We start from the raw sequence: 26890 nt of genomic DNA, 5'->3' as shown, positions 1-26890 counted from the left end.
TCCCCCCTCAAGCTAAAGAAGCTGATTTCCACCAGCTTCTTTATTGTTTCTTATTTCACTTCATAAATCTTAGATAGATCTTCAAACATTGTGACAGGAATTGCTTTTGCTTCTTTTAATCCATCAAACTTTTTATCTACTGCAATAACTGCTTTCGGATATGCGATTGGTAGATAAGGTACATCTTCTCTAGCTGTTTCTTGAATTTTATGGTATAGCTCTGCACGTTTTGTTTTATCTGTTTCAACTGCAGCTTCTTCCCATAACTTATCGAAATCAGCGTTTTTATAACGTGCATAGTTGTATTCAGCATTGCTTAAGAATAAGCTCTTATATGAATCTGGCTCAGGTCCCATTATGTAACCACCAAATGTAATGTCATATTCTTTATTCTCTTTATCTAAGCCTTTTTCACTTGCCGCACTAGCATCTAATGCATTTAGTTCAACTTCTAAGCCAACTTCTTTTAATTTTTGTTGTGTATAAAGCGCTAAGCTTTCCATGATTTTATTATTCGTTACATACATCACACGTACTTTTTCTTTATCTTTCACGCCAGCTTTTGCTAATAAATCTTTCGCTTCTTTTTTATCATACTTATAGTCTTTAATATCTTTCGCATAATACATAGCGTCTGGCGTTAAGATTGAATTTGCTGGTTCTGCAAATTCACCTGAAACGAATGCTGAGTTAATCATTTCTTTTTTATCTAACACATGCGCAATTGCTTGACGCACTTCTTTTTTCTTCATAAGATCAGTATTCATGTTATAAGATAAGTAGAATAATCTACCTTCAGGGAATGTCACCATTGAGAAGTTCCCAGTGCTATCTAATTTCTTAAAGTCTTGCGGCTCAATCATCTTCATGTTGATTTGACCATTTTGCAGTGAAACATTTGCTGTATTACGGTCTTTTACAACTCGGTATACGATAGAGTCTAATTTAGCTTTCCCACCTACATAACCATCGAATCGATCTAATGCAACGTACTCATCTGATTTATATTCTTTAAACTTAAACGGACCTGACCCTACAGGTTGTAAGTTTTTCTTACTCTTCGCTAAATCTGCTTCCCCTTCAAATACATGTTTCGGAATCGGGAAGAAATCATTCATCACACCTTCGAAAGATGCGCTTACTTGTGGTAAAACGAATTGAGTTGTTAACTCATCTACCTTTTTCACCTCAAGCGGCTTTCCTTTAAAAATAAAGTTTTCACGACTTGAGCTATTTTGCTTCTCATCTAAAATAGATTGGAATGTAAATGCTATATCGTCTGATGTAATTTTCTTACCATCATGCCATTTCAAATTATCTTTTAACTTCAGTGTCCACGTTAATTGATCTTCTGAAGGCGTAAAGCTCTCAGCAAGAACAAACTTTTTCTTACCGTCTTCCATATGATATAGCGGCGCATATAAAGCCTGCTGCACAGTTAATGACACACGATCATTCGCATAAAGCGGATTCATCGTATCTGGATTATCGCTAACACCAATCGTTAACGCCCCTCCGTCTTTCGGAGTCCCTGATTTACTAGTGCTCGCTTGCTTCGAATCTTTTTCCCCTGAACAAGCAGCTAATGCAATAAATAATAGTAGGACAAATGGTAATACAAACAACCTCTTCTTCATATTTCGACCCCTCTCGACTATTTACACCTATAAGAAAACTTGGAATTAATACCGAGTTTTCTTATAGGTTTTAAATTACCACTACCCGTATGTATTGTCAAACTTTTTCCCAAAGATAGAAAGTTTTTAATCTATTCATGCATTCTTGCGATAAAGTGAAACTTTAATCAGTGGGGGGTTTGTCCATCCCCCACTGATTATTAGTTGAACCAATCGGGCTTTTACGGGCAGCCCGACTCCCACCTAACTCCTCCGCATTCGCCGAGTTTTGAGGTGGGAGTCTTACTGCCCGTTAATGCGGGATAAACTATATTTATGCGGAGGAGAAAATAAAAAGACCACGAATAAGTAGCCTCATAAAATGAGTTAAAAAACTATCAACTTACAGAAAACCCCTCTAAAATGATTGTTTTATATGATCGAAAATGTAGAATGGGATTAAAGACAAAAAACACATTTAGGAGGTTATCATGACATTTGATGAATTGAAAAAAAATAAACCAACAACCTCATGGGTTGAGTATGATGAAGATGGGGAATTTTTTACTGAAGAAAATATAAGTGCAACAAATACAGTTCTTGACACTTACATTAACAACTTACAGCGATTAGGAGAGAATCCAACCGAAGTCGAAGTAATGCAAGTTGTTAAAGAGGTAGTTATTAAATTAAATGAATTAAATATCGAACATGACCATTTTATCGAAACAATGGAAAGAGAAGATCTCTATGAATTTATCGATACAGCAGCACGAATAGCTGGTCTAGAATCTGAAGAAGATATAACAGAAGAATGGCGTGAATGGTAAAAAGCTGTACCTCTAATTATTAGAGGTACAGCTTTTTTCATACACCAATTGAATGAATGATGTGATGTCCGCGCAGAATTCATATATTTAAACATAATATTAAAAGTATTTAATTATAAATACTAGCACACCCATCCTGACAAAAAAGACCACCAAAAGGCAGTCCCTCAAAACTCAATCTTATTCCCTACTCCTTGCTCCACCGCTCTCTCATACAAATACTTCGCAACAATAATATCTACTACTGCCAAACCAACCGATTTAAAAACAGTAATCTCTTCATCATTTTCGCGTCCGGCTTTTTCTCCGCTTATGATTTGACCAAGTTCAGCGTGAATGGCGTTTGCTTTGAATAGCCCTTCTTTTATTGGAACTTGAAGGTCTCCTGTTTCGTCTAGTGCTGCTTCTTTTGATTCGACTACTACTTTGTTTGCTTTAGCTATGGCATGTGAGGGTAGTTCTTGCATGCCCGGTTTGAATGAGCCGACGGCGTTTACGTGGACGCCTTTTTGTAGTTTTTCTGAGAAGACTGGTGTGGATGCGTTCGTAGTTGTGACGATGATGTCTGCTTCGCTTATTGCTTCATTTGCATTTGTGTGAACATATGCAGGTTTGTTGAATCTCTCTTGTATATACTCCGCAAATACATACGCCTTTTCTTCTGTTCGATTGTATAAAATGACTTTTTCGATAGCTCTTACCGCAAATACAGCTTCAGCAATTCCCTTCGCCTGTTCACCCGTCCCGATGATACATAAAGTTTTTGCGTTATGACGAGCTAAATATTTTGTCGCTACTCCTGATAAGGCGCCTGTTCGAATCATCGTTAAGTACGATCCTTCTAAAAGTGCGAGCGGTTCTCCCGTTTGAAAGTCTGATAGCATCACAATCCCGTTGATCGTTTTCTTTCCTACCTTTTTGTTCTCGGGGACTACTGTTACTACTTTTAAGCCAAGTGCCTCAAGCCCTTCCGCTACTGAAGGCATAATTAATGCCGTATTTTTCTCGTTCGCAAATGGTAATGAACCTCGAATTGGCGTGATTGTTCTTTCTGCGGAAAATTCTTTTAAAGCAAGCGCCGCGTATTCAATAACTTCATTCATATTTACTAAGTTTCTTTGTTCGTTCGCACTTATGACTAGCATATCTTTCCACCCCCTCCTTCTATCCTAACAAAAATCCACGGTTCAAATCATCTCTCGGGTCTACAACGAACTGATGAAATCCTGTAATAAAGGCATGCCCCGTTACTTTTGGAACGACAGCTTCATATGTATCTACTGCGGTTACCGACAATACTTCCCCCTCGAATTTCCCGTCAGTAATGCATTCATGGACGAAAATTTCTCCCTTTTGTAAAGCATCTTTTTCAAAAAGAGTTGCGATTCTCGCAGAAGTTCCTGTACCGCAAGGAGAACGGTCTACTTGCCCATCAGCAAAGATTGTTACATTTCGTAAAGTTGCGTCTTCCCCTTTCGGTTCATCTGAAAAAATAACGCCGTATATCCCTTTTAATCCTTCTTCAAGTGGATGCTTCACTTCCATTTTGCTCTCGATGTAGTGCTTAATTTTACCGCCCCACGCTTGAATAGCAGATAAGTCTTTGAAATCGACTTTCAAGCCAAATTCTTTACAGTCTACTACCGCATAAAAAGCTCCGCCAAACGCGATATCTACTTGAAATTCATAGTTATCTATTTTAATAGGAACGTCTTTTTTGTATACAAATGAAGGAACATTTTCAAATGATACGGACTCTACTTCGCTCCCGTTATATTTTGCATACGCAATGACTTCCCCAGCCGGGCTATCAATAATAAACTTTTGTTTTTCCCCCTTTACTTCAAACATACCCGTTTCAATTCCAACTGTAATAACAGCGATAATACCGTGCCCACACATCGTACTCCAGCCTTCATTGTGCATAAATAATACGCCAAAATCAGCGTGAGCACTTGCAGGCGGGGTAATAATACAACCATACATCCCGTGATGCCCCCTCGGTTCATACATAAGAACCTCACGAAGGTGGTCCAAATGTTCCATGCAGTAGACGCGTCTTTCCAGCTGCGTTTCTCCTTTTATTTCTGGCACTCCGCCCGTAATAATTCGAAGCAGTTCCCCAGCTACGTGAGCATCAATTGTCGTGTACACTTTACTAACCTTCATTTCTATCTCTCCCCTATATGTTGATACTCTTTTCATTGCAAATATCATGCCAACGCATAGGGTATAAATTTGTATACATTGTTTAAAAAAGTATACATTACTGTCTATTTTTTTATACACTGTCCAGAGGCTATGTTATGGAGCCCCTTGATACAACCATTCTTATTATTTTCACTGGAAAGTTACTTCCACCCCCAACATATACTGTTCAAAAGCAAAAAGGAAGTGATCCCATGTATTACGGAACAAAGGGCTGGTACGTAGCTGAACTAAAAAAATTAGGCGTACGCTATCATGAAGGACGAAAACTAGAAAGTTACCGCGGACACATCTTGCGCAATTTACTACTTGCACAACAAGAGAAATTAAAAGAACAGTAACATTCTAATGTAACGATATCGGCGATTCTCGGAATATATCAGCGATTTTTTAAATTTATCAGCGATTCAACACAATATATCAGCGATTTTTTAAATTTATCGGCGATTCGACATGCAATATCGACTTACCGACAAATTTCGCTAATTCATCTACCTAAACCACCAACCAATTACACATCAATACAAACAAAAAAGGTCATCCAAACGGGTGACCTTTCTTTCTTATTCACAAACAAGAATCTGTCTAGTAAATGACCCTTTTCTTGTAATACAGCGATCTGTAATTTCAAATCCTGCTTCATGGATCATGTCGTCCATTGTTTCCATCGTGACAACGACTACTTTTTTCGCGATGCGGCGTGCACTTGAGAGAATTGATAGTTGATCTTCTGGTGTGGCGTGCGTAAATAGGTCGTACGGCATATCGATAATGGCAACGTCGTAGTTCTCAGTAATTTCCTCGATTGGACCTTTTGTTACTGTTCCTTCAAATCCGAAATGCGCGATATTTTTTCTCGTTCCAAGAACTACAAGTGGATTTATATCTCTACCAACGATGTTAATCCCCATAGAAAGTGCTTCTACTACTACTGTTCCAATACCGCAGCACGGGTCAATTGCTCGTACTCCCTCTGGATTTGGCACAGCGATATTTGCAACTGATCTCGCAACACGTGTGCTAAGAGATGTCGAATAACTATGCGGTTTTTTTATGTGATGATACCAAACGGGTTCGCTTTCTACATAGTGCCCGAAGTACCAGCGTCCTCCAAGAGGAACAATCCCGAATACACGCTCTGGATTACGAACATCCGCTTCTCCTTCAATATGCATGCCGAGGTCTCGTTCAATAAGACGTCTTTCTCCATATTCAATTTTATTCTCTCCAACGAGGTCATTGATTTTAACGAAGATAACTTTAAATGTCGCTCCCGCCAAATCAATTTGTTCCACTTGTTTTAAGATACTTTCTAAGTCGTCCCCTTCATACATAACCTCAACGCGCTCTTTTATAAACGCACTTCTACTCGGGTCAATTTTGACATCACTTTTTAAAATATTAACGTGGGACTCCATTCCAAAGAACGAGCGCATTTCCAAGTAACATAAAGCACGCTCCTCCTCACGAAATGCATACGTATATATACAGGCAGGTGTTTTACTATGATTATTCAATCTATTATCATCCTCTATCGTTTAAAATTGTTCTGATTACAATTACTCAAATACTTTTCTTTTGTATATAAAATTAAATGATATCATATGCCGGAAATAAAGAGAAACGTTAATAAATAAAAGAGACTGCCAATGGCAATCTCTTATTATTTATTAACGGAAAGAAGACACGTTGTTACCCATTTCTTCATAGTAATCTAAAATACCTTGATAAATTGCTTCCGCTGCACTTTGTCTCTGCGCTGGTGTAGCTATTTTATCTGCATCACTTTTATTATCTACAAATGCTAATTCTGCTAATACAGCTGGCATTGTATTTTCTCTAATTACGTATAAATCGCCTTTTTTCACACCACGATCTTTTGTTCCCAGTGCATCTACAAGACGCTCTTGAATTTTTTCTGCTAGTAAACGACTTTCTGATACGTTAGGATTTGTTCCTCTTGCTGTCGCTGATTCATAGTAAAACGTTTCTGTACCTTGCCCATTTTTACTTTCCGTACCATTACCATGGATACTTACAAAAATATCCCCATTATTTTTTTGAGCAAATTCTACACGTTTCTTTAAAGAATCAGAAGCACTTGTTCCTGGACGTGTATCATCTGTACGAGTGAATAACACAGTAAATGGTGTCTTTTTCTCAAATATCTTCTGTAATCGTAGTGATACATCTAATACAGTTTCACTTTCTTTCTCATAATAACCTGGATTACCTGAATCAACTCCACCATGACCTGGATCAATGATAATCGCTTTGCCCTCTAAGAAGTTACCTTGCTTCACTGGATTTAATTGATTTTTATTAACCCATTGGAAACCAGCGCCCATGCGGATACGAATCCAGCTGCCGTTCTCTTCAATAACAGTTACTTGCTGTGCGTTATGTGTTCCCATTACTTTTGAAGAAGAAGAAGCTTCTGCATAAGTAGTGAATCCTTCATTAATAACTTCTGTTTTCTCTACTAAAGGTGTCCATTTATCACCTTTACTTGTTGCAATTTTGATCCATCCATCTCGCTCTTCTTTAATTTCAACCATTTGTGGATTATGCTGATTTGCACTAATCCCAGAACTTAATGATGGTGCGTGATATGTAATGAATTTTCTATCTATGTACATTTTCTTTGTTTCTACTGGACGATCACTATTCTTGCTAAATTTATCTGTTTGCGCAGTAAGTTGAGCTGCTTGTTCACGCGTAATAGAATCATTCGGTTTCCAGCCATCCTCTGTACCTAAAGAAAGTTTTAATTCTACTAAAATATTAACTTCTTCTTTACCCCAATGATTCTCTAAATCAGCAAATTTTGTAGGAACTGGTCCTGTTACTTTGCTTTTCAGATTATATGCTCTTACAAGCATAGCTGCCATTTCAGCACGAGTTACTTTTCCTTCAGGATCAAATACTCCTGGTTCTCGCCCTTTAATAATATTCTCTTTTTCCATGGCTGCAATAAATGAAGCTGCCCAACTATTTTTTGCATCATTATAAGACGGCTTTGCATTTGGATCTATTTTAGCACCAATTGCTGTTGCGATAATCTTTGCTGCCTGAGCGCGTGTTAAATTTCCGTATGGCATAAAGTTACCATCTGGCATACCGTTAATTACATTTCTCTCTACTAAATAATAAATTGCGTCTTTTGACCACGCACTATCTGAAACATCAGGAAATTTCTTCGTTTCTGCTAAACTACTAATTGGATGTGCTAGTAAATTTGCTGCTAATAAACCTGCGGCTATTGCTTTGTACTTCATGAAAAATAAATCTCCTCTCAAAACTTCATATTCATTCATTTTTTTAATCAAGCTAACTAAAAAATATTAACTATTAATTAATTCCTTTCATAGTGTATAGCATTATATATCTATAGTAAATACGTTTCCGGCCGTATAACAAAAATCGCATATATATAACTTATAATGAATGTATATAAAAAACTTTAATCAGCCCTCACCAATCGGGCTTTTACGGGCAGCCCGCCCCCATCTAACTTTTTTGCTTTCGCTGAATTTTGAGGTAGGAGTCTTACTGCCCGGCAAATAGCGGGATAAAAAAGCGATTAGGACATGTCTCCTAATCGCTTTGCCAAATAAAAAGCTGATTAAAAATAATATCTTTAATCAGCTCTCTATTATCTATGAAATTATTCTTCAATTAAATTAGACATTACATATGCATACACTAATGCTTCTGTATGCGCAATAGAACTTTCATGCGTACGTTCAAATGCGTGGGAAGAATCAATACCCGCTCCAATTAACGCATGTTTCACATCAAATCCCGCGCGAATCGCAGCTGATGCATCAGATCCGTAGTACGGATAAATATCTACTTTATATTCAATATGATTCGTTTTCGCAAGCTCTACTAAATGTTTGCGCAGTGCATAATGATACGGGCCGCTAGAGTCTTTTGCACAAATAGATACTGTATATTCATCAGATGCTTGTCCATCACCTAACGCTCCCATATCAACTGCTAAGTATTCAACAGTTTCTTCTGGAATGTTAGAGTTACCACCGTATCCAATCTCTTCATTATTAGAAATTAAGAAATGCGTCGTATATGGTAATGTTACGTTTTCATCTTGTAATCTTTTAATTAATTTTAATAAAATTGCAACACTTACTTTGTCATCTAAATGACGTGATTTTATGTATCCACTCTCTGTAATTTGAACGCGCGGATCAAATGAAACGAAGTCTCCTACTTCAATTCCTAATTCGCGTACTTCATCAGTTGAAAATACGCGCTCATCAATACGAACTTCAATATTTTTCTCATTGCGTTTTGCTTCACCTGCATCTTTATATACATGTACAGATGTTTGATGCATTAAAATCGTTCCTGTATATGTCTTGCCACTTGATGTTTCAATTTCGCAATATTCCCCTTCTACAGAGTTCCAGCGAAATCCACCAATCATAGAAAGACTCAGGCGACCATCAGGCTTAATTTCTTTCACCATCGCACCTAACGTATCAACGTGTGCCGTTAATAAGCGGTGCTGCGCATCATTCTTCCCTTTTACCGTTAAAATAAGAGCTCCCTTATTATTACGTTTCGTTTCTACGTTCCACTCACTGACATAGTTTTCAATGAAATTAATAATTTTTGCTGTATTTCCAGATGGACTTGGAATAGAGACAAGCTCCTTAATCAGTTCCATCGTTTCTTTCGTATGGTGTGCCATTGTCGTTTCCTCCTCATTTTCTCTACTATTCAGTAGACAAAATTCGCCAGAAAACCTCTACTTATATGGCCTAATTTTCTAAATTGTAGTAAAATTCTTTTTAGTATACAAAAGGAGCCTTGAAATATGAATATATCAAAAAAATATATACACATTGCACTCATTTGGTTTTTAGCATCATTATTTTGTTTACAAATCTCTTATGCCATTCATACTACTACTTCTATTACAATCGGCTGGATATTAACAGCTATCTTCTTCATTATTAGCTTCATTGCAACAAGAAAGCATAGCGTTACTCAGTAACGCTATGCTTTTCCTATAAAACTATTCTTCTGAAACGTCTAATAAATAAATCCCTCTTTCAAATCCACCGCGCTCTATCTCTTTTTGCTTACGAAGGCGTTCTACATCTTCAATCGATGCACCTTCTGCACGTGCTAATGAGATGATAACTTCTAGCGCATCCGCAAGAGAATCTAGCGCATGTTCTCGTTCTTTCATAGAAGCAAATTCACGAATTTCTTCCGTTCCAATTTTCGCTAAAGCTTGTATGTATGCTTGACCTGTTAATTTTTGTGCTGTATATGTTTTTCCAGACATTAAAATCTTCTCTGGAACACGATCTCTTACTAACTTGTTATATGCTGACATCATTCATCCTCCTATATTTAATAACATCCGAGCTCTGCTTTATAGAAAAACCATTTTTTCTTCACGCACGCACTTAACATATCAATTCCTGATCCATGTGCTCTTACATGCGGAAAGAAATAGTGCTCTAAGTTTTCTTCCTTACCATATAGAGTTTGGTACTCATCTGGAATCGCTTCTTTTTTCACATCTTTTTCTTTCGTCACCCCGTCAGAAAATGCAACACTTGGATGTCCCTCAAAAAATAACGCAGTCCGAACTGCCAAAGATGGTGTACTATGCAAAACAGAATATGTAAGCAGAATAATAGTGATAACACCAATTATTTTCTTCATGTATTACTCCTAAAAAAAAGTGCTAACACAATTATACTAAAATGTGTTAGCACTTTCTCCCCTTTATCCCGAATTAACGAGCTAATAATTAGTGAGGAATGGACAAACTTTATTCCCCTTTAAATGCTGGTAAACGTTTCTCTAAAAACGCAGCAACTCCTTCTTTATGATCCGCTGTTTGTCTCATTGCATATTGACCACGCTTTTCTAATTGCAATGTTTGCTCTAAATTAGAGCGATTTACTTCACATAAAATTTGCTTCGTTTGAATCATTGCTTTAATCGGTTTTTGTGACCATTCATTAATTTTTTGTTTCACAGCCGTTTGGAAATCTTCGCCGATTACTTCATCAATTAAGCCGATATCAAGCGCTTCTGTCGCTGATAACTTCTTACCTTCCCAAATAATTTGCTTCGTCATATTTTCACCGACACGCTTTTGAAGGAAGAAATGACCGCCTCCATCTGGAATTAAAGCGATTCCAATAAAGTTCATTGCAATAACAGATGATATATCCGCCATTACATAATCAGCTGTTAACGCAATACTTAACCCAAGACCTGCAGTCGGTCCATGAATTGCACTAATAACAAGCTTTGGCATCGTATATAATGTCACGACAACTTCAGAAATGGTATTCATAATGCCATCAAACTTACTTTCATCATTACTTGAAAGCATCGATTTAATATCCCCACCCGCAGAAAAACCACGGCCGTTCCCGCATAACACAACGATATGCGCAGAACTTTCCGCTACTTCTTTCAACTTTTGTAATAACTCTTTTAAGGTCGGCTCATCCAACGCATTTAACACCTCTGGGCGATTGACCATAACCGTTGCAACGTGGCCTTCATATTTCACAACGACAGATTCTGTTTTACTTGTTATTTCCATTATATATACCCCTCTTTTCTCCATAAAGATTATACTTATATAATTATAGAAAACCACTGAAAAATCCTTCTTTTTTCTCAATTTTCTGTCTAATAATCTCGCAATTTGTACATTTACCGTATAAAACATACAATTCCGTTGAAAAATATAGAAATTAAAGTCGGTTTATCCATGCTTTTCATCTATTTACCATTACAATGAAATGGTGTATTCTTAAGTTTGATAAAAAACAAATATTGAAATTCATTCGCCTTACTATGTAAAAAAGGCTTTATACCCATCTTTTGGGTGTTGTAATAAAGGAATGAAGAACTGGAGGAACATATGGTTAATAAGTTGAAACAAACGGATAACTACTTCCCACATTTCCTATTGCTATTCATTGTGTTTCAACCAATTTTAGATTTATTAACATCTTTTTCAATCTATATACTACACATGAGCGCAACAGTTGGAGTTGTAGTCCGTTTCGCCTTTATGCTTCTTGCATTAGGGTACCTACTTCTTCATCACAAACAACAAGATGCGAAAAAGTACATCCTCTATTTATGCTTACTCGGAATCGCACTCGCAATTGGTCTTGTAAATAATATGATGGTTAAATCTCCAGTTTCATTTGGAGAAGAAGTTAAATTCATCTTAAAGAGCGTATATCCAATTGTGCTACTGTTTGGATATATTATCGCCTTTAAAGAGCTAAAAAATAAAGAGTATGTATTTCATAAAATCATTACATATTTCTTATATGCAACTTTAATTTTAAGCATTACAATGATTGTCGCAATGCAAACTGGAACGGATTTCCCAAGCTATCCTCACTCAAAAATCGGTTCAAGAGGTTGGTTCTTCGCTGGAAATGATTTAAGTTCTCTTTTCGCCATTATGTTCCCAATCATTGTCTTATATTCGATTCATAAAACAACTTCTTTCTCGAAAATATATTACTGGATTCCAACAATACTTGCGATGTATGCAAGTATTATGGTCGGAACGAAAGTCGGATATGGCGCAATTGTTATTACATTAGGCGTAGCACTTTTCTTCTCATTCATTGAATATATGATAAATCGTAAAAAAGAAGGAAAAGGATTCACACATATTGTAAATACCGTTGTTGTCGCAGTTATACTAGGAGGTTTAATCGCTCTTACACCGCATACTCCTATCGCAAAAAATATGGGCATTCACATGCAAATATACGAATACAAAAAATCAGTGCAAGAAGAGAAAGATCGAAAAGAAGGAAAAGTAATTAAAGCAGATCCAGAAGATGCAAAAAAACATGCAAAAGGTGAACTTACAGATTCTGAAGTAAAAAGTTTAATTTACAGTGATCGCGACAAATTCTTAAAAACATACAAACAATACTATAAAGACGCACCGCTTTCACAAAAACTATTCGGAATGGGTTACGCTGGTAACTACACAGATAAAATTAAATTAATTGAAATGGACTTCCATGACCTATTTTTCGCCTTTGGAATTGTCGGTTTCCTTATTTACTTAATACCTCTTCTATACTTTGGTATTAAATTATTTATCCGCATGATCACAAACTTTAAGAAAATCATGAGCGTAAAGTATATGCTATTAGCAAGCACACTCGTTCTATCACTTGGCATTGGCTTTATGTCTGGCCACGTATTAACAGCGCCATCCGTTAGTATTTTCTTCGTTGTTATACTCGCTTATATCATTGTTGATTTTGAAATTGAATAAAAAGAAGGTGCTACGAAATATTAGTAGCACCTTCTTTTTTATTTAATTAATGTTTTACGTATTCTAAACTTTCTTTTGCAATATACGCTTCTGTTACAGTAGGATTATCTGAAATAACTTTAACCCACGCTTTTCCATTTATTATCTCTTCACCAGTAACTGTGACAACTACATTTGTATTTAAACGATACAGTCGCTCATTTGATATACTAGGATTCTTTTTCACTTCCACGTTATTCATCACACGTGCAAGTTTGTACTTGTTGTATTCTTTTTTACCTAAATAAGAATCAAAACGGTTCATATGCCCCGCTACTTTTTTACCCCAGTTCGCATCAGATGCATATTTCGCATTTAAACCAGCAGCTTTATCACCTGTATATGTTGCTGTATAACGCCAATGTCCTGGATTTAAATATCCTTCATTCATGTATAATTTTGCTGCATGTTCAATACAATCTTCTTTTGAATTGAATGCTTCTCCGTTACCATACGGACTATCGTCTGTTGCTTTTAAACCAAATAAATTATTTTTGTCTTTTGCAAGAGCGCTTGTTCCATAATAACTTTCATGAATTGCTAATGAATATAAGAATAGTGCATTTACATTATACTTGCTTTCTACTTCTTTAAATTTCTTTCCTAAACCAATTAATGGAGAGTCTGGCTTAATCGATTTCACATAACTATCTAGTTGTTCAGCTGTATAATCTGTTTTCGAACGTAATGATAAATAATTGAAATATTGATAGAAAGTTTCGTCTCCAAATGTCTTTCCATCTACACTATACATTTGCTGTCCTTGCTTCATGAAAGAAGGTGCCACACCATATCTAAATTCTGTATATCCAGGTGAACTTGTATTATATGTATAATATTTATGGTATAAATATCCATCTGATTTCACATAATAAGACGACTGTTTCATTTCATTTGTAGGAATTAAAGTGATTTCATTCTTCTTCACATAACCTGTTAAACCAGAAAGTTGAACTTTCACACGATCTTCGCCAACTTCTAACACTTTCAATTCTGTTCCATACTGAATATACGTATATACTGTTGACAAATTCTCATCATAAATATTAATGATGTTTTGCCCAGTTATTCTTTTCGCACTTGCAAAACCATCTTTAATCCATAAAAATTCGTTCTCGTATTTTACCGCATTCATACCTTTATTTTGAGCAGCCGTAACCGCTTCTTTATACGTATTATAGCGCTCTACTTCTTGCTCTGTTCCGTTTTCTCTTACATTTGTCACAACATATTTCTTAGTTTCTACAGGATTGCTATTTCCGTTTTTTTCAATCGTCTGAAGCATACGATCCAACATAGCTGAAGCCATCCCTCTTGTAGCTGATAAATGTGGTCTAAATGTATTATCTTCTGGATACCCTTTAATAATTTGAGTGGCCACCATAACTTGTACATGCTCTTTATAGTTAATACTATCTTTATCAGTAAAGGTAAGCGGACTTACAGCTACTTTAATATTTTTATAGTCTAACGCTCGCTTTACCATTATCGACATTTCTTCACGTGTAATCACATCATTTGGTGAGAATGTCTCGTTCGTACGACCATTAATAATTTTCGCTCCATATGCTCTACTTACACCATCATATAAACCGTAAGTCTTCGGCACATCCTCGAAATTCGAATCAGCTTTCGGTAAATTTAAAGCCCTTGCTATGAATGTAGCAAACTCTGCTCTTGTTACTAATTTATCAGGCGCATATACATTGTCTCCATACCCCATTAAAACTCCTTTAGTAATAAGTGAGCGCATATTCGTCTCAAACATATGTCCTGTAATATCATCATTTGCCGCATAACTTGAAATAGGAGTTAAAAGTAATGATCCCGTTAATGCCACTGCTGTTATACCTTTTGAAAAAGTCTTCAAGTTTACCCTCCTCGTAATCTACGAATTTATTATCACAAATTTGATTATATAATAATCGCAATCATTTTAGCATAATAAATAGGAATTAAAATAAAACGTTTTTGTAATTAGAATTTTCATTAAATTCAAAACAAAAATAAAAGACACTTTACTTTTTTAATAAAGTGCCTTTTTCCATATGATCAATGAGTTTCTTTGTTGCCTGTTTGCCTTGCAACCGAAGCTCATCTATTGTCAATTGTAACTCTTGCTGCACAGTTCCTTGTTGCATTAATTGCTTTTTCGCAATTTCATATAAATACTCAGCACTCCATTCACCATCCACACTCCCTATAACTGGCTGATTCACTTGACTTAAAAACGAATCAATTTTCGGATCGTATGAAATCCCGACCATTGGAGTTTTGGCTACGGCAGAAAAAACAAGTGCATGAAGACGCATACCAATTAGTAATGAACATTGTGATAAAATGAATATTTTCTCGTCGATATCCATTTTATACGGAAGCATATACGTCTCTTCTCCCATTAAGTCTACTACTTCACGCGAAGCTTTTTGATCAAATGGCTCATGCATTGGAACAAATAGAATTTGGTATCCTTCTTGCTTTAATTTTTTTAGTGCCGCAGCTAATTTTTTTATATAATCTTCTTTTGCATTCCAATAACACACACTAACCGCAATTACTTTTCCATGTATCGAATGCTTTTGCAACCAATCCGATTGTTTTGTCCGTTTCCATGTTAAAACAGGGTCTGGAACAATTTCAATATCGTTTTTTATGCCAAGTTCTTTTAAATATAAAAACGAATCCTCATCTCGAACTGATACATAGGAAGCTTTTGACAAGTTCCATTTTACTAATAGACGATTATATCCTTTTGTAATTGGACCTATTCCTTGTGAATAAATATAATACGGCTTTTTTAATAATCGAGCGAGTCCCATAATACCCGTATAATATAGAATACTCTTCGTACTTGTCTGATCTTGAAGAAGGCTCCCGCCACCGCTAATAACTCCATCACTGTTTTTTATCGCATGATAAACAGCTTTTATATCCCAGCGATCTACCGATTCTACACCATACATTTCCTTTGTATATTTAGAATCATTTGATAGTACTACTAGTTCTATATCCGGGTTCTCTTTACTTAACGATTCAATAATTGATTGTAGAATCGCCTCGTCTCCAACATTATAAAAACCATAATATCCTGATAAGACTAAACGCACCCTAAATCTCCTCCAAAACTAGGTAACCGTTTATTTCATCTAACATAAACTAGTACCCATTCCTTACCTAAACACTTGATACCCTACATAGTTTCCTCTTTATCAGTTCATATGAATTATAATAAAAAATTAAATTTCTATATTTATCTTTTCAAAAATGGTATTTTGTTTATTGATATCCATTTTAATTTCAAAGCACATACACCATACAAAATGGTTGTAATACTTAATGCTATACCACTGAATAATAACGTCATAATTCTTGAAGTTGTAACATCTATCACATTACATAATTCATACAATCCTAGTCCCAAAATACATGCTATTGCTAGCACACCGAAAAAGCTTTTTAAATGAATAGAATAGGCAATATAGCTTCGAATATACAAATGATTTACAATACAAATCAATACGTAAGTAATTACGTGTACTATACGCCGCTCCATCTATGCCAAACTTCTGCACGAACATAATGTTTAACATGACTTTCACACAACTCGCACCAATAACAATCCATGCAGCTTGTGCAGAACGGTTAATGCCCTGTAAAATACCTATCGATAATACCATAACCGCAGTAAAATACGAACTGCCAATCATAACTGTTAACATACTACTGCCTTTTACATCTGTGAACAATCCGACATTTAACGGTACTGTTAATGCCATCAACCATATTGTTAACGGTGCTGTCAAAACATGCGCTAGTCGATTTGTATTTTGAATTGTTATTTTCGCCAAATTTATATCTCTTTTGGCCAATGCGGAAGTTAAGAGTGGTATTAACGGAAATACAATTGCACTTGCAAAAATAACAATTATTTGCGTGAATGCAAAACCGCGACTGTATATTCCAAATTGTTCTTGAATTTCTGTTGATGATCCTTGTAATACATGCGGTATTGTAAGCGAGTCTACTAAATTTAAAAGTGGCATTGATAAAGCTCCGATAGCGATTGGGATCGATACCCGCAATATCTTTTTGCCGTTTTCTCTTAAATCTCGGAGCGAATAGGAATTGCTTTTATTGTAGTATGGACTTCTATTATATTTTATACGCAAATATATAAGCGAACTAATGACTCCAAGAAAAGAGCCAACCATCGCACCACTAGTAATAACAGTATTACTCTTATCCCATGATACTAGTATGTAAGCAATTATTAACATAAAAAACACACGTACAAATTGCTCAATGACCTGTGATACCCCTGTTGGTTTCATATCACCGAAACCTTGAAAATACCCTCTATACACCGCCATGTATGGCGCAATGAGTAATGCTAATGAAGTAATAAGCAACGGCATTCTAGTTTCTTGTCCACCGAGCATATTCGCAATTTCAATAGAAAATAATACAATGACTAAACAGCCGAAAACGCCAAATGCTATCCCAATAATTGACGCTGATTTAAATAATTTCGCAATTTCCTTTTGCTTATTTTTTTCGTTCAACTCTGCAATTAGTTTCGAAATTGCAAGTGGAACTCCGGCTACCGATAATGTAAGAGCAATCATATATACAGGAAAAACAAGGCGAAAAATACCGAGCACTTCATCTCCTGCAATATTTTGTAATGGAATTTGAAAAAAACTACCAAGCAATTTTGACAAAAAAGTTGTAATGGTTAAAATTGCTGCTCCTTTTACAAATGTTTTATTCATATTTTTTCTCTTTTCTTTTATACATATACTCTCAAACATATTGTTTTAAGCGATAGGGATTCATTTTATCCCATTGGTTATCATAACAAATTTATTATAGGTTGAATACTTGGTTTTTTTTTCAAAATAGAAAAGCGAACCCATTTAAGCCTGTCTCTTCACAATATTTTTCTAATTCCTTCCATTATATATGTACACACTATAAGCGTTTCTGTTACGCCAAAAGAGCCCTTCCTCACTGTCACTGCGATACATATTACTAAAAACATTATAAAAACATCCCACAACTCTACATTATAATTTATGTAAAATTGTGAGATATTCTAATTACTATCTAAACACTTAAGATTTTCAATTGCTCTTTCTGTTCATCGCTTGCCATTACTGTGATTGTTTTTTCAATACTCGGATGTACTTGCTCAAGCTTTACACTTGCTCCTACTTTATTTGATTGCTCAACAAAATTTAATAATGCCATAGCTCCTGATACATCCATATAACGCACATCTTTCATACGTAAAACAACCGGTGACTTCACATCTTGTAAAGTAGAGAAAATACGATCTACTGATAGGAAAGAGAGCGGCCCTTGAATTGTGTACGTTTCTTCTTTTTCTTTTACGATAGAAGTTTTACGTTCTTTACATTTCACCATATATATGATGAACGAAAGAATAATACCAAAGGCAACAGCAATCATTAAATCGAACTTCACCGTTACAATCATCGTTACGAGCATAACAACGACATCACCTTTAGGAGCGACATGCATCTTTTTCATGCTTCCCCAATCGAACATTCCAATACCAGTTAAAATTAAAATCCCTGATAATACAGCAAGTGGAATATATTGTACGACCGAACCAAGACCCATAATAAAAATAAATAAGATAACACTATGCATACATGCCGAAAGTGCCGTTTTACCGCCACTTCTTATATTCACGATAGACCTTACAGTCGCACCTGCACCTGCTAATCCGCCAAACAATCCGCTCATCATATTACCGATACCTTGTCCAACGAGCTCTTTATTACTTTTATGACGTGTACCTGTCACATTATCCATTACGACCGATGTTAACAACGAGTCAATCGACCCTAACAAAGCAATACTAAGCGCTGGTAAAATAAGTGCTGCTATTCCTGTTCCACTTAAAGATGGAATATGAAGCGTAGGTATCGCTTCTGGAATAGTTCCAATCTTTTCAATTACTTTATTTAGTGAAAGATTTCCGATAATCGGTAACTTTACTGTAAGTCCTTCGAGTAGAGAAGAAAATAAAGGAAGCAAAGCTGTCACACCGACTAGCGCTACTAAACTAGACGGAATCGCCTTAATCCATTTGCCAGAAACAATCATTACAATAATCGTTAACACAACAAGTAGAAAACTATTTTGTACGTGTTTTATTTCGCCTAAAATAATGATTAATGCAATACCATTCATAAATCCTGAAACGACAGGATACGGAATATATCGAACGTAAGAACCAAACTTACATACACCGAATAAAATTTGAAATAATCCTGCCATCATAAAGGCAATAAAACTTGCCTCTAACCCGTGCGTCGCAATAACTCCTGTTGCAATAACGGTAATCGGTCCAGTTGGCCCTGTTACTTGCCCAGGTGTCCCGCCAAATAACGCTGCGAATAAACCTGCAAAAATTGCACCATACAATCCAACAAGCGCTCCCTCAGACGTTCCTGTCGCAGCAATACCAAACGCAATCGCAAGTGGTAACGCAACAATCGCAACAGTAAATCCTGCTAAACATTCCTTTGCTATTTTTTGAAACATAAAAAAACCACCTTTGTATAAAGTCCATGTTCCATTGTACACCTAAAAAGATACATTCGTTAGCTCACTTTTTACATTCTCGTGACGTAAACGTATTCAACGAAAAGTTTTCCCCTTATCTTTGGAAACAATTGCAACTATGCTATAATGAACAAATTAAATCTTTTACTATATACTTGGAGGCACTATGCTAACTTTTGAAGAAAAATTATCGATTATTGAATCTTTCCCAGAACTAGAAAGAAAGAACGTATCATTAAAACGTGTAAACTTCCACTTTGAAGAAAGTCGTTTAGATAAAAAGAACGTTGTATTTCATTTACACCCAAATGGAAATGGATTTGTATATGCAAGCGGTATTAAAGGTTATAAAACAGATGATAAAGGTATGGTTAACATCCGTGAGTTTTCAGCAGAGGAGTTACGTTCAGTAATTGAGAAATCAATTGACCTTCTATCACAAGAAGAGGTAGTAGCACCTGTAGAACCTGCGAAAGAAGAAGAATGGCAGAACGAAGATGGTCATATTCTTACTCTTATTTCAGAGGATGACATGTGGAACGTGTACGCTGGTGTAAACTTAGACGGTACATTCAACTCTTATCCAGAAGCTGCGGAATACCTTGATGAAGAAGGCTTTTCACGCAAATAAAAATAGAAACCTATTTCATTCAACGACTTTTATAGTAATCAAAGAAGACACTTAAGGTGTCTTTTTTTGTTATATAAACTCCTTTCTCACACTATCTCTACTAATTTTCATAAAATGATTCAGAGGAGGTTTATATGAATACAACTGCTAAATTAATAAATTGGAAAGAACATGGCGATATGATTATTCTAGAATGTGAATTAAATGGAAAACGCTTCGAGATATCAACATATAAACAAAGAATATATAATGCACACCTTTTATCAGATGACGTTTATATTCGTTTATATTCGTTTAGACTCATCTGATAATATAATTGGAATAAATATTTATAAAAAGTAAGAAAAGCCCCCTATTCCGTAGGCGGGCTTTATCTTTATCACACAATATCAGAGTATACTCTCTTTTTTTCATACAGTTTATGTAATTATACATATTCATCAAAAATACACTAAATGAATATTACATGTAGTAAAATATAACTTGTGGGCACGTTCTATAAAGCAGATTCTTTTAAAAGGCGTAACATATCAATTATTATAGGGGATGTGGCGTCACTTCAATATTGATCTCAAATCTCTTGTCTTTTGTGAACTAACAATCTAGTGTATATAGACGATTCTGCTTTATAGTATGTGTTTACACTCATAACAAAGGGGTAATGGTAATACGGATAGATTCGTATGAAATGAAATGGTTCAAGTCGAAGAGAGGCACCTTAGGGTGCCTTTTCTTTTTGTATTACATCCACTTTGTTTTTCCACCTTATTTCAAATGCGCTAATTAACCTTCACCAAGAAGAAATGAGAATTAACAAAGATATTGTTTCTTCTGTTTAATATAGAAAAATGAAGGATACCCCATAGATATGGGGCATCCTTCATTTTCTATTTTTTCGCACCTTTCAACGACTCCCTCAGTACAAACTTCTGCAACTTCCCGCTCGCATTACGAGGGAGTTCATCTACAAATAAATAATGACGCGGACGTTTATAATCTGCTAGTTCATCACTTTCTTTGCAATACGTTTCTAAATCAGCTTCTGTTATTGTTTCATCTTTCTTCACAATAACTGCCACAACACGCTCTCCCCATAATTCGTCTGGCTCACCAAGTACCGCCACATCTAATATACCAGGATGACTATGAAGGAAATCTTCAATTTCACGAGGATAAATATTTACGCCACCGCTAATTACCATATCATCAACGCGATCAGCAACGAATAAATAACCGTCTTTATCAAAATAGCCTAGATCACCAGAATGATACCATCCTTTATACATCGATTTTTTATTCGCTTCTTCACGATTATGATAGCCAGCCATCATAGTTGGGCCGCGCAAAATAATTTCTCCCACTTCATAAGGAGGTAATACATCCTCTGGTTCTGCCGGTTCATCCTCGTTCGGTTTCACAATACGAACTTCATGGCTAAAGCATGGCGTGCCTGCTGAACCAGCTTTCGTAATTTGATCCTCCTCTACGAGAAACGCAACAACTGGTCCCATTTCTGTCATTCCGTATATTTGAACAAGATCAATATAAAGGCGTTCTTTACATTCCTTCACTAACGCCGGTGCCATTGCTGCTCCGCCGTATATACCAATCTTCATCGAAGTTAAATCATACTGAGCTAAATCTTTTTGCAACAACATATTCCACATCGTCGGCGCTGCAAAGAACGTCGTAATCTTTTCTTCTTGAATCGTATGTAATACTGTTTCTGTATCAAAATGATGCAAAATAACATTCTTTCCACCAACTTGAATGCGTGGTATGATTCCGGCATTTAATTCACCACAGTGATATAAAGGCGCCACAACAAGCCCTACACTATCTCTATTATATTTAAGGAAATACGTACAAATCATACTATGCTCAGTCATTTCACGATGACGATGTAATACGCCTTTCGGATGACCTGTCGTACCGCTCGTATAAAGCATTGAACAATAATCCATTTCATCAATTTCGATATTTACTTTCTCAGAAGATGCTTCATTCACTTTTTCATGGTAGGAACTTGCATAGGAAGGTTTATCGTTTTCTATAGACCAAAAAGATGTATTTGGAAAATCTCTTTCAATTATAGCAACAGTTGACTCAACTGCTTTTTCAAAGACAACGACTTTCGAGGATGCGTCCTGAAGAATATAAGATACTTCTTTTGCTTTTAAGCGGAAATTAATCGGGTTAAAGATCGCTCCAATTTTCGCACAGGCTAAGTAAACGTTTACAAATTCACGGCAATTATATAAGTAAACAGATACAGTATCTCCCTTTCTTACCCCTTCTTCTAATAGAGCATGCGCCGTTTTATTTATTTGTTCATCCCACTGTTTATACGTCCAGCGAATATTCTTTTCAGGTTCCACTAACGCCTCTTTATTCGGATACTTACCAACTGATAAATCAAAAATTCTCCCTATCGTCATGTACATGCCAACAATTTCCCCCTTTTCTCTTTCATAAATCTATCATTTCGTCCATAAGTAGACATTGTCCTTTAATGATTTGACTAATTTTTCTGATTATTATCGACATAGTTTTACATACGGTGCCACTAAACGGTAAATGAAATTATATCAGCGTTTTTCCAGATATATCGACCGTAACTTGAAATATATCAGCGTTTTTCAAAATATATCAGCGCAACTCGAATTATATCAGCGATTTTTCGAATATATCGACTTACCGACAAAAACTGACAAGATATAATCGGACCGCCCGTTACTGCAGGATAAAAAGAGGTTGTTCCAACTCGGAACAACCTCTTTCTTCTTATGCAAATAGCTCTTCTAAAATTTTCAGTTTATCTTCTGTATATTTTACGAAGCCATCGTTATATGATTTTGGATCTTTCGGATTTGCGAAGTGCGTAATTGCTCCTGTCTTCGGATGAACAAATTTACTTGATGCACCACAACCAAGTCCGATAATTGATTGTACTTCTTCCATAATGACAATGTTGTAAATACTTTCTTGCGTCGGCATTGCATAACCAACGTTCTCTAAGTTACCTAAAATATTCTTTTGACGATATAGGTAATATGGTACGTAATTATGCTTTTGCGTCCACTCTTCTGCTTCGTGCATCATCGCTGTAATTTCTTCGCGACCTGCTACTTTATATTTACGTTTGTTTTGCGTCATTTCAGAAGCACGTTTAAATGATAACGTATGAACTGTTAATGATTCTGGCATTAACTTTTCTGTTTCATCTAACGTATGTTTGAAGATATCTAACCCTTCACCAGGAAGACCAATAATTAAGTCCATATTAATATTGTTCATTCCCATTTCACGAGCTAAATGGTATTTCTCAATTGTTTCTTCTACAGTATGATGACGTCCAATTGCTTTTAGTGTCTCTTGATGGTATGACTGCGGATTAATACTAATACGGTCAATATTCCATTTATTTAACACTTCTAGCTTTGCTGGCGTGATCGTATCTGGGCGACCTGCCTCAACTGTTACTTCACGCACATTTTTCACATCTGGGAATGCTTCATACATTTCTTCATACAGCATATCCATCTCTTCTGCTGTAATACTTGTAGGTGTACCGCCGCCGTAATAAATCGTCGTAACTTTTACACCTTTTTCTTTTAAAAACTTACCAATTTCACGAACTTCATAATGTAAACCACCCAAGAACGAATCAACAGAGCCTTGGCGTCCATTAATCGCATAAGCCGGGAATGTACAATATGCACATTTCGTTGGGCAGAACGGAATACCGATATAAATACTTACTTCTTCTTTCAAACGGTATAAATCCGGAACAACTGCTAATTGGCAATCAACAATGCGCTGAAGAAGTTCAATTTTCTCTTCATGAATTAAATAACTTTCACGAAGCTCTTGATGCGCTTCTTCTTTTGACATACCATTTTGAAGCATTTTATGAAGAAGTTTCGTCGGACGTACTCCCGTTAAAATACCCCAGCTTTGTTCAATACCAGTTAACTGCTGAAGAACAGAAAGATATACATAAGAAACAACGTGCTTCACTTGCTTCATACGCTCTTTTTCATCTGTGAAAGCAGATAAATCTTTCGAGAATGTTTCTTCATACACATTTCCTGTGCTAACATCCGTTAATCGAGCGGATGCTTTCACATTATCCTCAATGTGTATATCAACGATAAGATTCGCTTCCTCTTGTTCAAATCCAATCGTACTATCTTCAAAAAATAAGCCGCCAATATTTTGTAGCGGACGTAAAAAACGATCATCTTGTAACGTTTTAATTGAAATTAACAACATTATCACCTTTTCATTTGCAAACTCTCTTTAGTTTACTTGAAGGGCGTTTACAGGTCAATACAGAAGGTTTTACCTGTTTCTCTTACATTTTTTCAAATAATTCTTTTTATGAATATCGCTCATGTATATAGACATCATCATTTTCTCTTGTTAAAATTTATTAGTACTAAAATCGATACATAGTGAAAATACAATATAAAAAGGAGGAATGTTAACACTAGATTCCATAATCTAATGTGTTAAAAAAAATATGAAAAAGAAATTTTATAGTGTTTTAACTCTCTCTCTTGCATTACAAACTGTTCTTGCACCTACTTATTCATTTGCAGAGAGGGCTGAAAAATCCGCTGAAGTATATACGGAAGATCAAGTTTTTAAAAGTATTAAAGAGCATGTTAATGAGCATAGTACTCATGAAGAAGATATCGAGGTTACTGGTCAATTCCTACTATACACTTCAAAAAAACATTCATTATATAACGCGAATGATTTAAAAAACAAATCGAATATCGAGATTACAGAACAAGTCGTAACGGCGACAAAGAAAAAAGGAAATGCTTATTACATAACGACGCCAACTGGCGCTGGATGGATAGATAACAATGATAATAGCTTAGAAGTTCAAGAGATTCATAAACTATCTAATCAAAAATTAATCGTAAAAGAAGAAGCTTCCATACATGCCCTTCCGTTCCAATCATTTAAAGAAGAAGGGAAACTACAGCCACAAGTCATAACTCCTACTGAACAAGCTGGAAATTGGTTTAAAGTCCAAATAAATGAAACAACAAAATGGATTTATGCACCTTCTGCTACATTTGAAGGTACAAAAGCTTCATTATTAAAAAACAGTCGTACTGCTAAAAATAGTTTATTGAGATCGCCAGAAGCTCTACAAACAAACAATATTTATGGCGTTACATTTAAAGAAATGATTGTCCCAAAAGGAAATGACGATATTCGCCCTGGCTACCCGATGGTGCCTAAATATATTACGATTCACGAAACGGCTAATACAGCGAAAGGTGCCAATGCTCTAAATCATGCAAAATTCTTAGATAATCAAGCACGCGGAACAGCTGATCGTGCCGCATCTTGGCATTTCACAGTAGATGATAAAGAAATTTATCAACATCTTCCAGTAAATGAAGTTGGATGGCATGCTGGAAATAAAACTGGAAACTATGAATCTATCGGAATTGAAATTGCCGTTAATCAAGATGGAAACTATGAAAAAGCGGTAGAAAATGCCCGTAAATTGGCAGCTTATTTAATGAACGACTTAAATATTTCTCTAGATAAGGTCCAAAAACATCAATTTTGGTCAGGAAAAAACTGCCCTGCGTTTATGATTCAACGCGGACAATGGGATGCTTTCTTAAAAGGAACTGAAACATACTATAAGGAAAACCAAAAAAATCCCGTAACTGATGACATTACAGGTGGATGGTATGAACAAGACATTCGTCAATTAGCAGCTAGAGGCATTATGCAAGGAGAAGGGAACGGCAAGTACTTCCCAGAACGTCTTGTAACGCGTGCTGAATTTGCTACACTAATTACTCGTGCTTTACAATTACCAAGTGGAAATGCTAATTTCACAGACTTAGAACAAGTACACCCATCGTTAAGAGACGGTATTAATCGTGCAGCAAGCGCAGGCATAATCCGCGGACGTGGTGATAATACATTTGATCCAAATACTACAATTACACGCGAAGAAGCTGTTATTATGATCGATCGTTCTCTAAAACACGCTGGTATTTTTGCAAAACAAGTTGAACTACCATTCGTAGACCAAAACTTAATTTACGCTAAAGAAGAAGTACAAAGAGTGTATGGATATGGAATTGTAAAAGGTAATGAATTTAATCAATTCGTACCAAAAGGACCATCACAACGTGCACACGCAGCTGCATTTATAAACAGAATGCTTAGCGTAATTGAAGCTTAACATATTTATCATTCCATATAGATATTTTCATTTTATCTGTATTCACTTAAAAGGCATCAGAGATTATATATCTCTGATGCCTTTTATACATCTTTTAACTATTTTTAGCCATGAATCTTAAACGTATTCCTAATAACAGAAGCATAAAACCGATGAATGGAACGTAATTCGTATTGTGTCCTGTAGCTGGAAGTTGTTGATTATTAGAAGAACCTTGTCCTTTTTCTGGTAAATTAGGTTTTTCTACTCCCTCACCTGGTTTTTCTGTTCCTTCACCCGGCTTCTCTGTTCCTTCACCTGGCTTTTCTGTTCCTTCACCTGGCTTCTCTGTTCCTTCACCTGGCTTTTCTGTTCCTTCACCTGGCTTTTCTGTTCCTTCACCTGGCTTCTCTGTTCCTTCACCTGGCTTCTCTGTTC

Annotated in this window: 21 protein-coding genes and 2 pseudogenes; 7 read left to right on the top strand and 16 right to left on the bottom strand. The window is 35.9% G+C overall.

Annotated elements, in window-relative coordinates; genetic code table 11:
* Positions 1-50: 50 nt before the first annotated feature.
* Entirely contained in the window at positions 51-1637 is a 1587-nt protein-coding gene (locus MR169_RS22860; RefSeq protein ID WP_242320085.1) for an ABC transporter substrate-binding protein, read from the bottom strand.
* 470 nt (positions 1638-2107) lie between these two features.
* On the opposite strand from MR169_RS22860, the gene MR169_RS22855 reads away from it, so the two are divergent.
* Positions 2108-2446 carry a hypothetical protein gene (locus tag MR169_RS22855; protein ID WP_000141782.1) on the top strand — a complete coding sequence of 113 codons (339 nt, stop codon included), beginning with the start codon at positions 2108-2110 and terminating at the stop codon, positions 2444-2446.
* Positions 2447-2613: 167 nt separating this feature from the next.
* Here the strand turns inward: MR169_RS22855 and MR169_RS22850 are convergent, their stop codons facing one another.
* Positions 2614-3591, bottom strand: coding sequence for an ornithine cyclodeaminase family protein (locus MR169_RS22850; RefSeq protein ID WP_086424018.1), 978 nt, complete (start codon positions 3589-3591; stop codon positions 2614-2616).
* A 19-nt stretch (positions 3592-3610) separates the two neighbouring features.
* Entirely contained in the window at positions 3611-4615 is a 1005-nt protein-coding gene (locus MR169_RS22845; RefSeq protein WP_242320084.1) for a proline racemase family protein, read from the bottom strand.
* A 137-nt stretch (positions 4616-4752) separates the two neighbouring features.
* On the opposite strand from MR169_RS22845, the gene MR169_RS22840 reads away from it, so the two are divergent.
* A complete protein-coding gene (locus MR169_RS22840; RefSeq protein ID WP_103572747.1) occupies positions 4753-4995 on the top strand; it encodes a YflJ family protein in 243 nt (80 codons plus the stop codon).
* 222 nt (positions 4996-5217) lie between these two features.
* Here MR169_RS22840 and MR169_RS22835 read toward each other — a convergent pair whose 3' ends face one another.
* From MR169_RS22835 to MR169_RS22825, 3 genes are all read right to left on the bottom strand, one after another.
* Positions 5218-6171 carry a TRM11 family SAM-dependent methyltransferase gene (locus MR169_RS22835; RefSeq protein WP_001059316.1) on the bottom strand — a complete coding sequence of 318 codons (954 nt, stop codon included), beginning with the start codon at positions 6169-6171 and terminating at the stop codon, positions 5218-5220.
* A gap of 153 nt (positions 6172-6324) precedes the next feature.
* On the bottom strand, positions 6325-7932 hold the full coding sequence (locus MR169_RS22830) for an N-acetylmuramoyl-L-alanine amidase (protein WP_000875324.1): 1608 nt from the start codon (positions 7930-7932) through the stop codon (positions 6325-6327).
* Between the two features lie 389 nt (positions 7933-8321).
* The gene (locus MR169_RS22825; protein WP_242320083.1) at positions 8322-9371 is read right to left on the bottom strand and encodes a M42 family metallopeptidase; all 1050 of its coding nucleotides are present in this window, start codon (positions 9369-9371) and stop codon (positions 8322-8324) included.
* A 126-nt stretch (positions 9372-9497) separates the two neighbouring features.
* On the opposite strand from MR169_RS22825, the gene MR169_RS22820 reads away from it, so the two are divergent.
* The gene (locus MR169_RS22820; RefSeq protein ID WP_001027085.1) at positions 9498-9677 is read left to right on the top strand and encodes a hypothetical protein; all 180 of its coding nucleotides are present in this window, start codon (positions 9498-9500) and stop codon (positions 9675-9677) included.
* Between the two features lie 21 nt (positions 9678-9698).
* Here the strand turns inward: MR169_RS22820 and MR169_RS22815 are convergent, their stop codons facing one another.
* From MR169_RS22815 to MR169_RS22805, 3 genes are all read right to left on the bottom strand, one after another.
* Positions 9699-10025 carry a nucleoside triphosphate pyrophosphohydrolase gene (locus MR169_RS22815; RefSeq protein WP_001277350.1) on the bottom strand — a complete coding sequence of 109 codons (327 nt, stop codon included), beginning with the start codon at positions 10023-10025 and terminating at the stop codon, positions 9699-9701.
* Between the two features lie 17 nt (positions 10026-10042).
* Positions 10043-10360 (bottom strand): hypothetical protein, encoded by a 318-nt coding sequence (locus MR169_RS22810; protein ID WP_086424015.1) that lies wholly within the window; start codon positions 10358-10360, stop codon positions 10043-10045.
* Positions 10361-10469: 109 nt separating this feature from the next.
* Positions 10470-11282 (bottom strand): enoyl-CoA hydratase, encoded by an 813-nt coding sequence (locus MR169_RS22805; protein WP_242320082.1) that lies wholly within the window; start codon positions 11280-11282, stop codon positions 10470-10472.
* 300 nt (positions 11283-11582) lie between these two features.
* Between MR169_RS22805 and MR169_RS22800 the strand changes: the two genes are divergently transcribed.
* Entirely contained in the window at positions 11583-12977 is a 1395-nt protein-coding gene (locus tag MR169_RS22800; RefSeq protein WP_000247536.1) for an O-antigen ligase family protein, read from the top strand.
* Positions 12978-13023: 46 nt separating this feature from the next.
* On the opposite strand, the gene MR169_RS22795 is transcribed toward MR169_RS22800, so the two are convergent.
* The 4 genes and pseudogenes from MR169_RS22795 to MR169_RS22780 all read right to left on the bottom strand — a co-directional run bounded on the left by MR169_RS22795 (position 13024) and on the right by MR169_RS22780 (position 19592).
* Complete coding sequence (locus MR169_RS22795; protein ID WP_000847506.1) at positions 13024-14886, bottom strand: S-layer homology domain-containing protein; 1863 nt, start codon at positions 14884-14886, stop codon at positions 13024-13026.
* Positions 14887-15034: 148 nt separating this feature from the next.
* The gene (gene csaB, locus MR169_RS22790) at positions 15035-16123 is read right to left on the bottom strand and encodes a polysaccharide pyruvyl transferase CsaB (RefSeq protein ID WP_242320081.1); all 1089 of its coding nucleotides are present in this window, start codon (positions 16121-16123) and stop codon (positions 15035-15037) included.
* 143 nt (positions 16124-16266) lie between these two features.
* Positions 16267-17788: pseudogene (locus tag MR169_RS22785) on the bottom strand (putative polysaccharide biosynthesis protein).
* A 334-nt stretch (positions 17789-18122) separates the two neighbouring features.
* Positions 18123-19592, bottom strand: a complete 1470-nt coding sequence (locus MR169_RS22780) for a SulP family inorganic anion transporter (protein ID WP_242320080.1) — start codon at positions 19590-19592, stop codon at positions 18123-18125.
* 187 nt (positions 19593-19779) lie between these two features.
* Here MR169_RS22780 and MR169_RS22775 point away from each other — a divergent pair, with 187 nt between their 5' ends.
* Positions 19780-20244: a hypothetical protein gene (locus tag MR169_RS22775; RefSeq protein WP_000954998.1), complete on the top strand. Its 465-nt coding sequence runs from the start codon at positions 19780-19782 to the stop codon at positions 20242-20244.
* 134 nt (positions 20245-20378) lie between these two features.
* Positions 20379-20586: pseudogene (locus MR169_RS22770) on the top strand (hypothetical protein).
* 545 nt (positions 20587-21131) lie between these two features.
* On the opposite strand, the gene MR169_RS22765 reads toward MR169_RS22770, so the two are convergent.
* Together MR169_RS22765 and MR169_RS22760 are read right to left on the bottom strand one after the other, a co-directional pair.
* Complete coding sequence (locus MR169_RS22765; RefSeq protein ID WP_000282002.1) at positions 21132-22688, bottom strand: fatty acid--CoA ligase; 1557 nt, start codon at positions 22686-22688, stop codon at positions 21132-21134.
* Positions 22689-23028: 340 nt separating this feature from the next.
* Positions 23029-24519, bottom strand: coding sequence for a coproporphyrinogen III oxidase (locus tag MR169_RS22760; RefSeq protein WP_001999181.1), 1491 nt, complete (start codon positions 24517-24519; stop codon positions 23029-23031).
* 250 nt (positions 24520-24769) lie between these two features.
* On the opposite strand from MR169_RS22760, the gene MR169_RS22755 reads away from it, so the two are divergent.
* Positions 24770-26473: an S-layer homology domain-containing protein gene (locus tag MR169_RS22755; protein ID WP_242320079.1), complete on the top strand. Its 1704-nt coding sequence runs from the start codon at positions 24770-24772 to the stop codon at positions 26471-26473.
* Between the two features lie 94 nt (positions 26474-26567).
* Here MR169_RS22755 and MR169_RS22750 read toward each other — a convergent pair.
* Positions 26568-26890, bottom strand: a 323-nt coding sequence (locus MR169_RS22750) for an LPXTG cell wall anchor domain-containing protein (protein ID WP_242320078.1), incomplete at its 5' end; no start/stop codon positions are given.

It is taken from the genome of Bacillus cereus group sp. BfR-BA-01349 (assembly GCF_022663795.1).
In the GTDB taxonomy this organism is placed as follows: Bacteria; Bacillota; Bacilli; order Bacillales; family Bacillaceae_G; genus Bacillus_A; species Bacillus_A cereus.
Note: the sequence above shows the minus strand (reverse complement) of the source record. Positions and strands in the feature narration are given on the sequence as shown.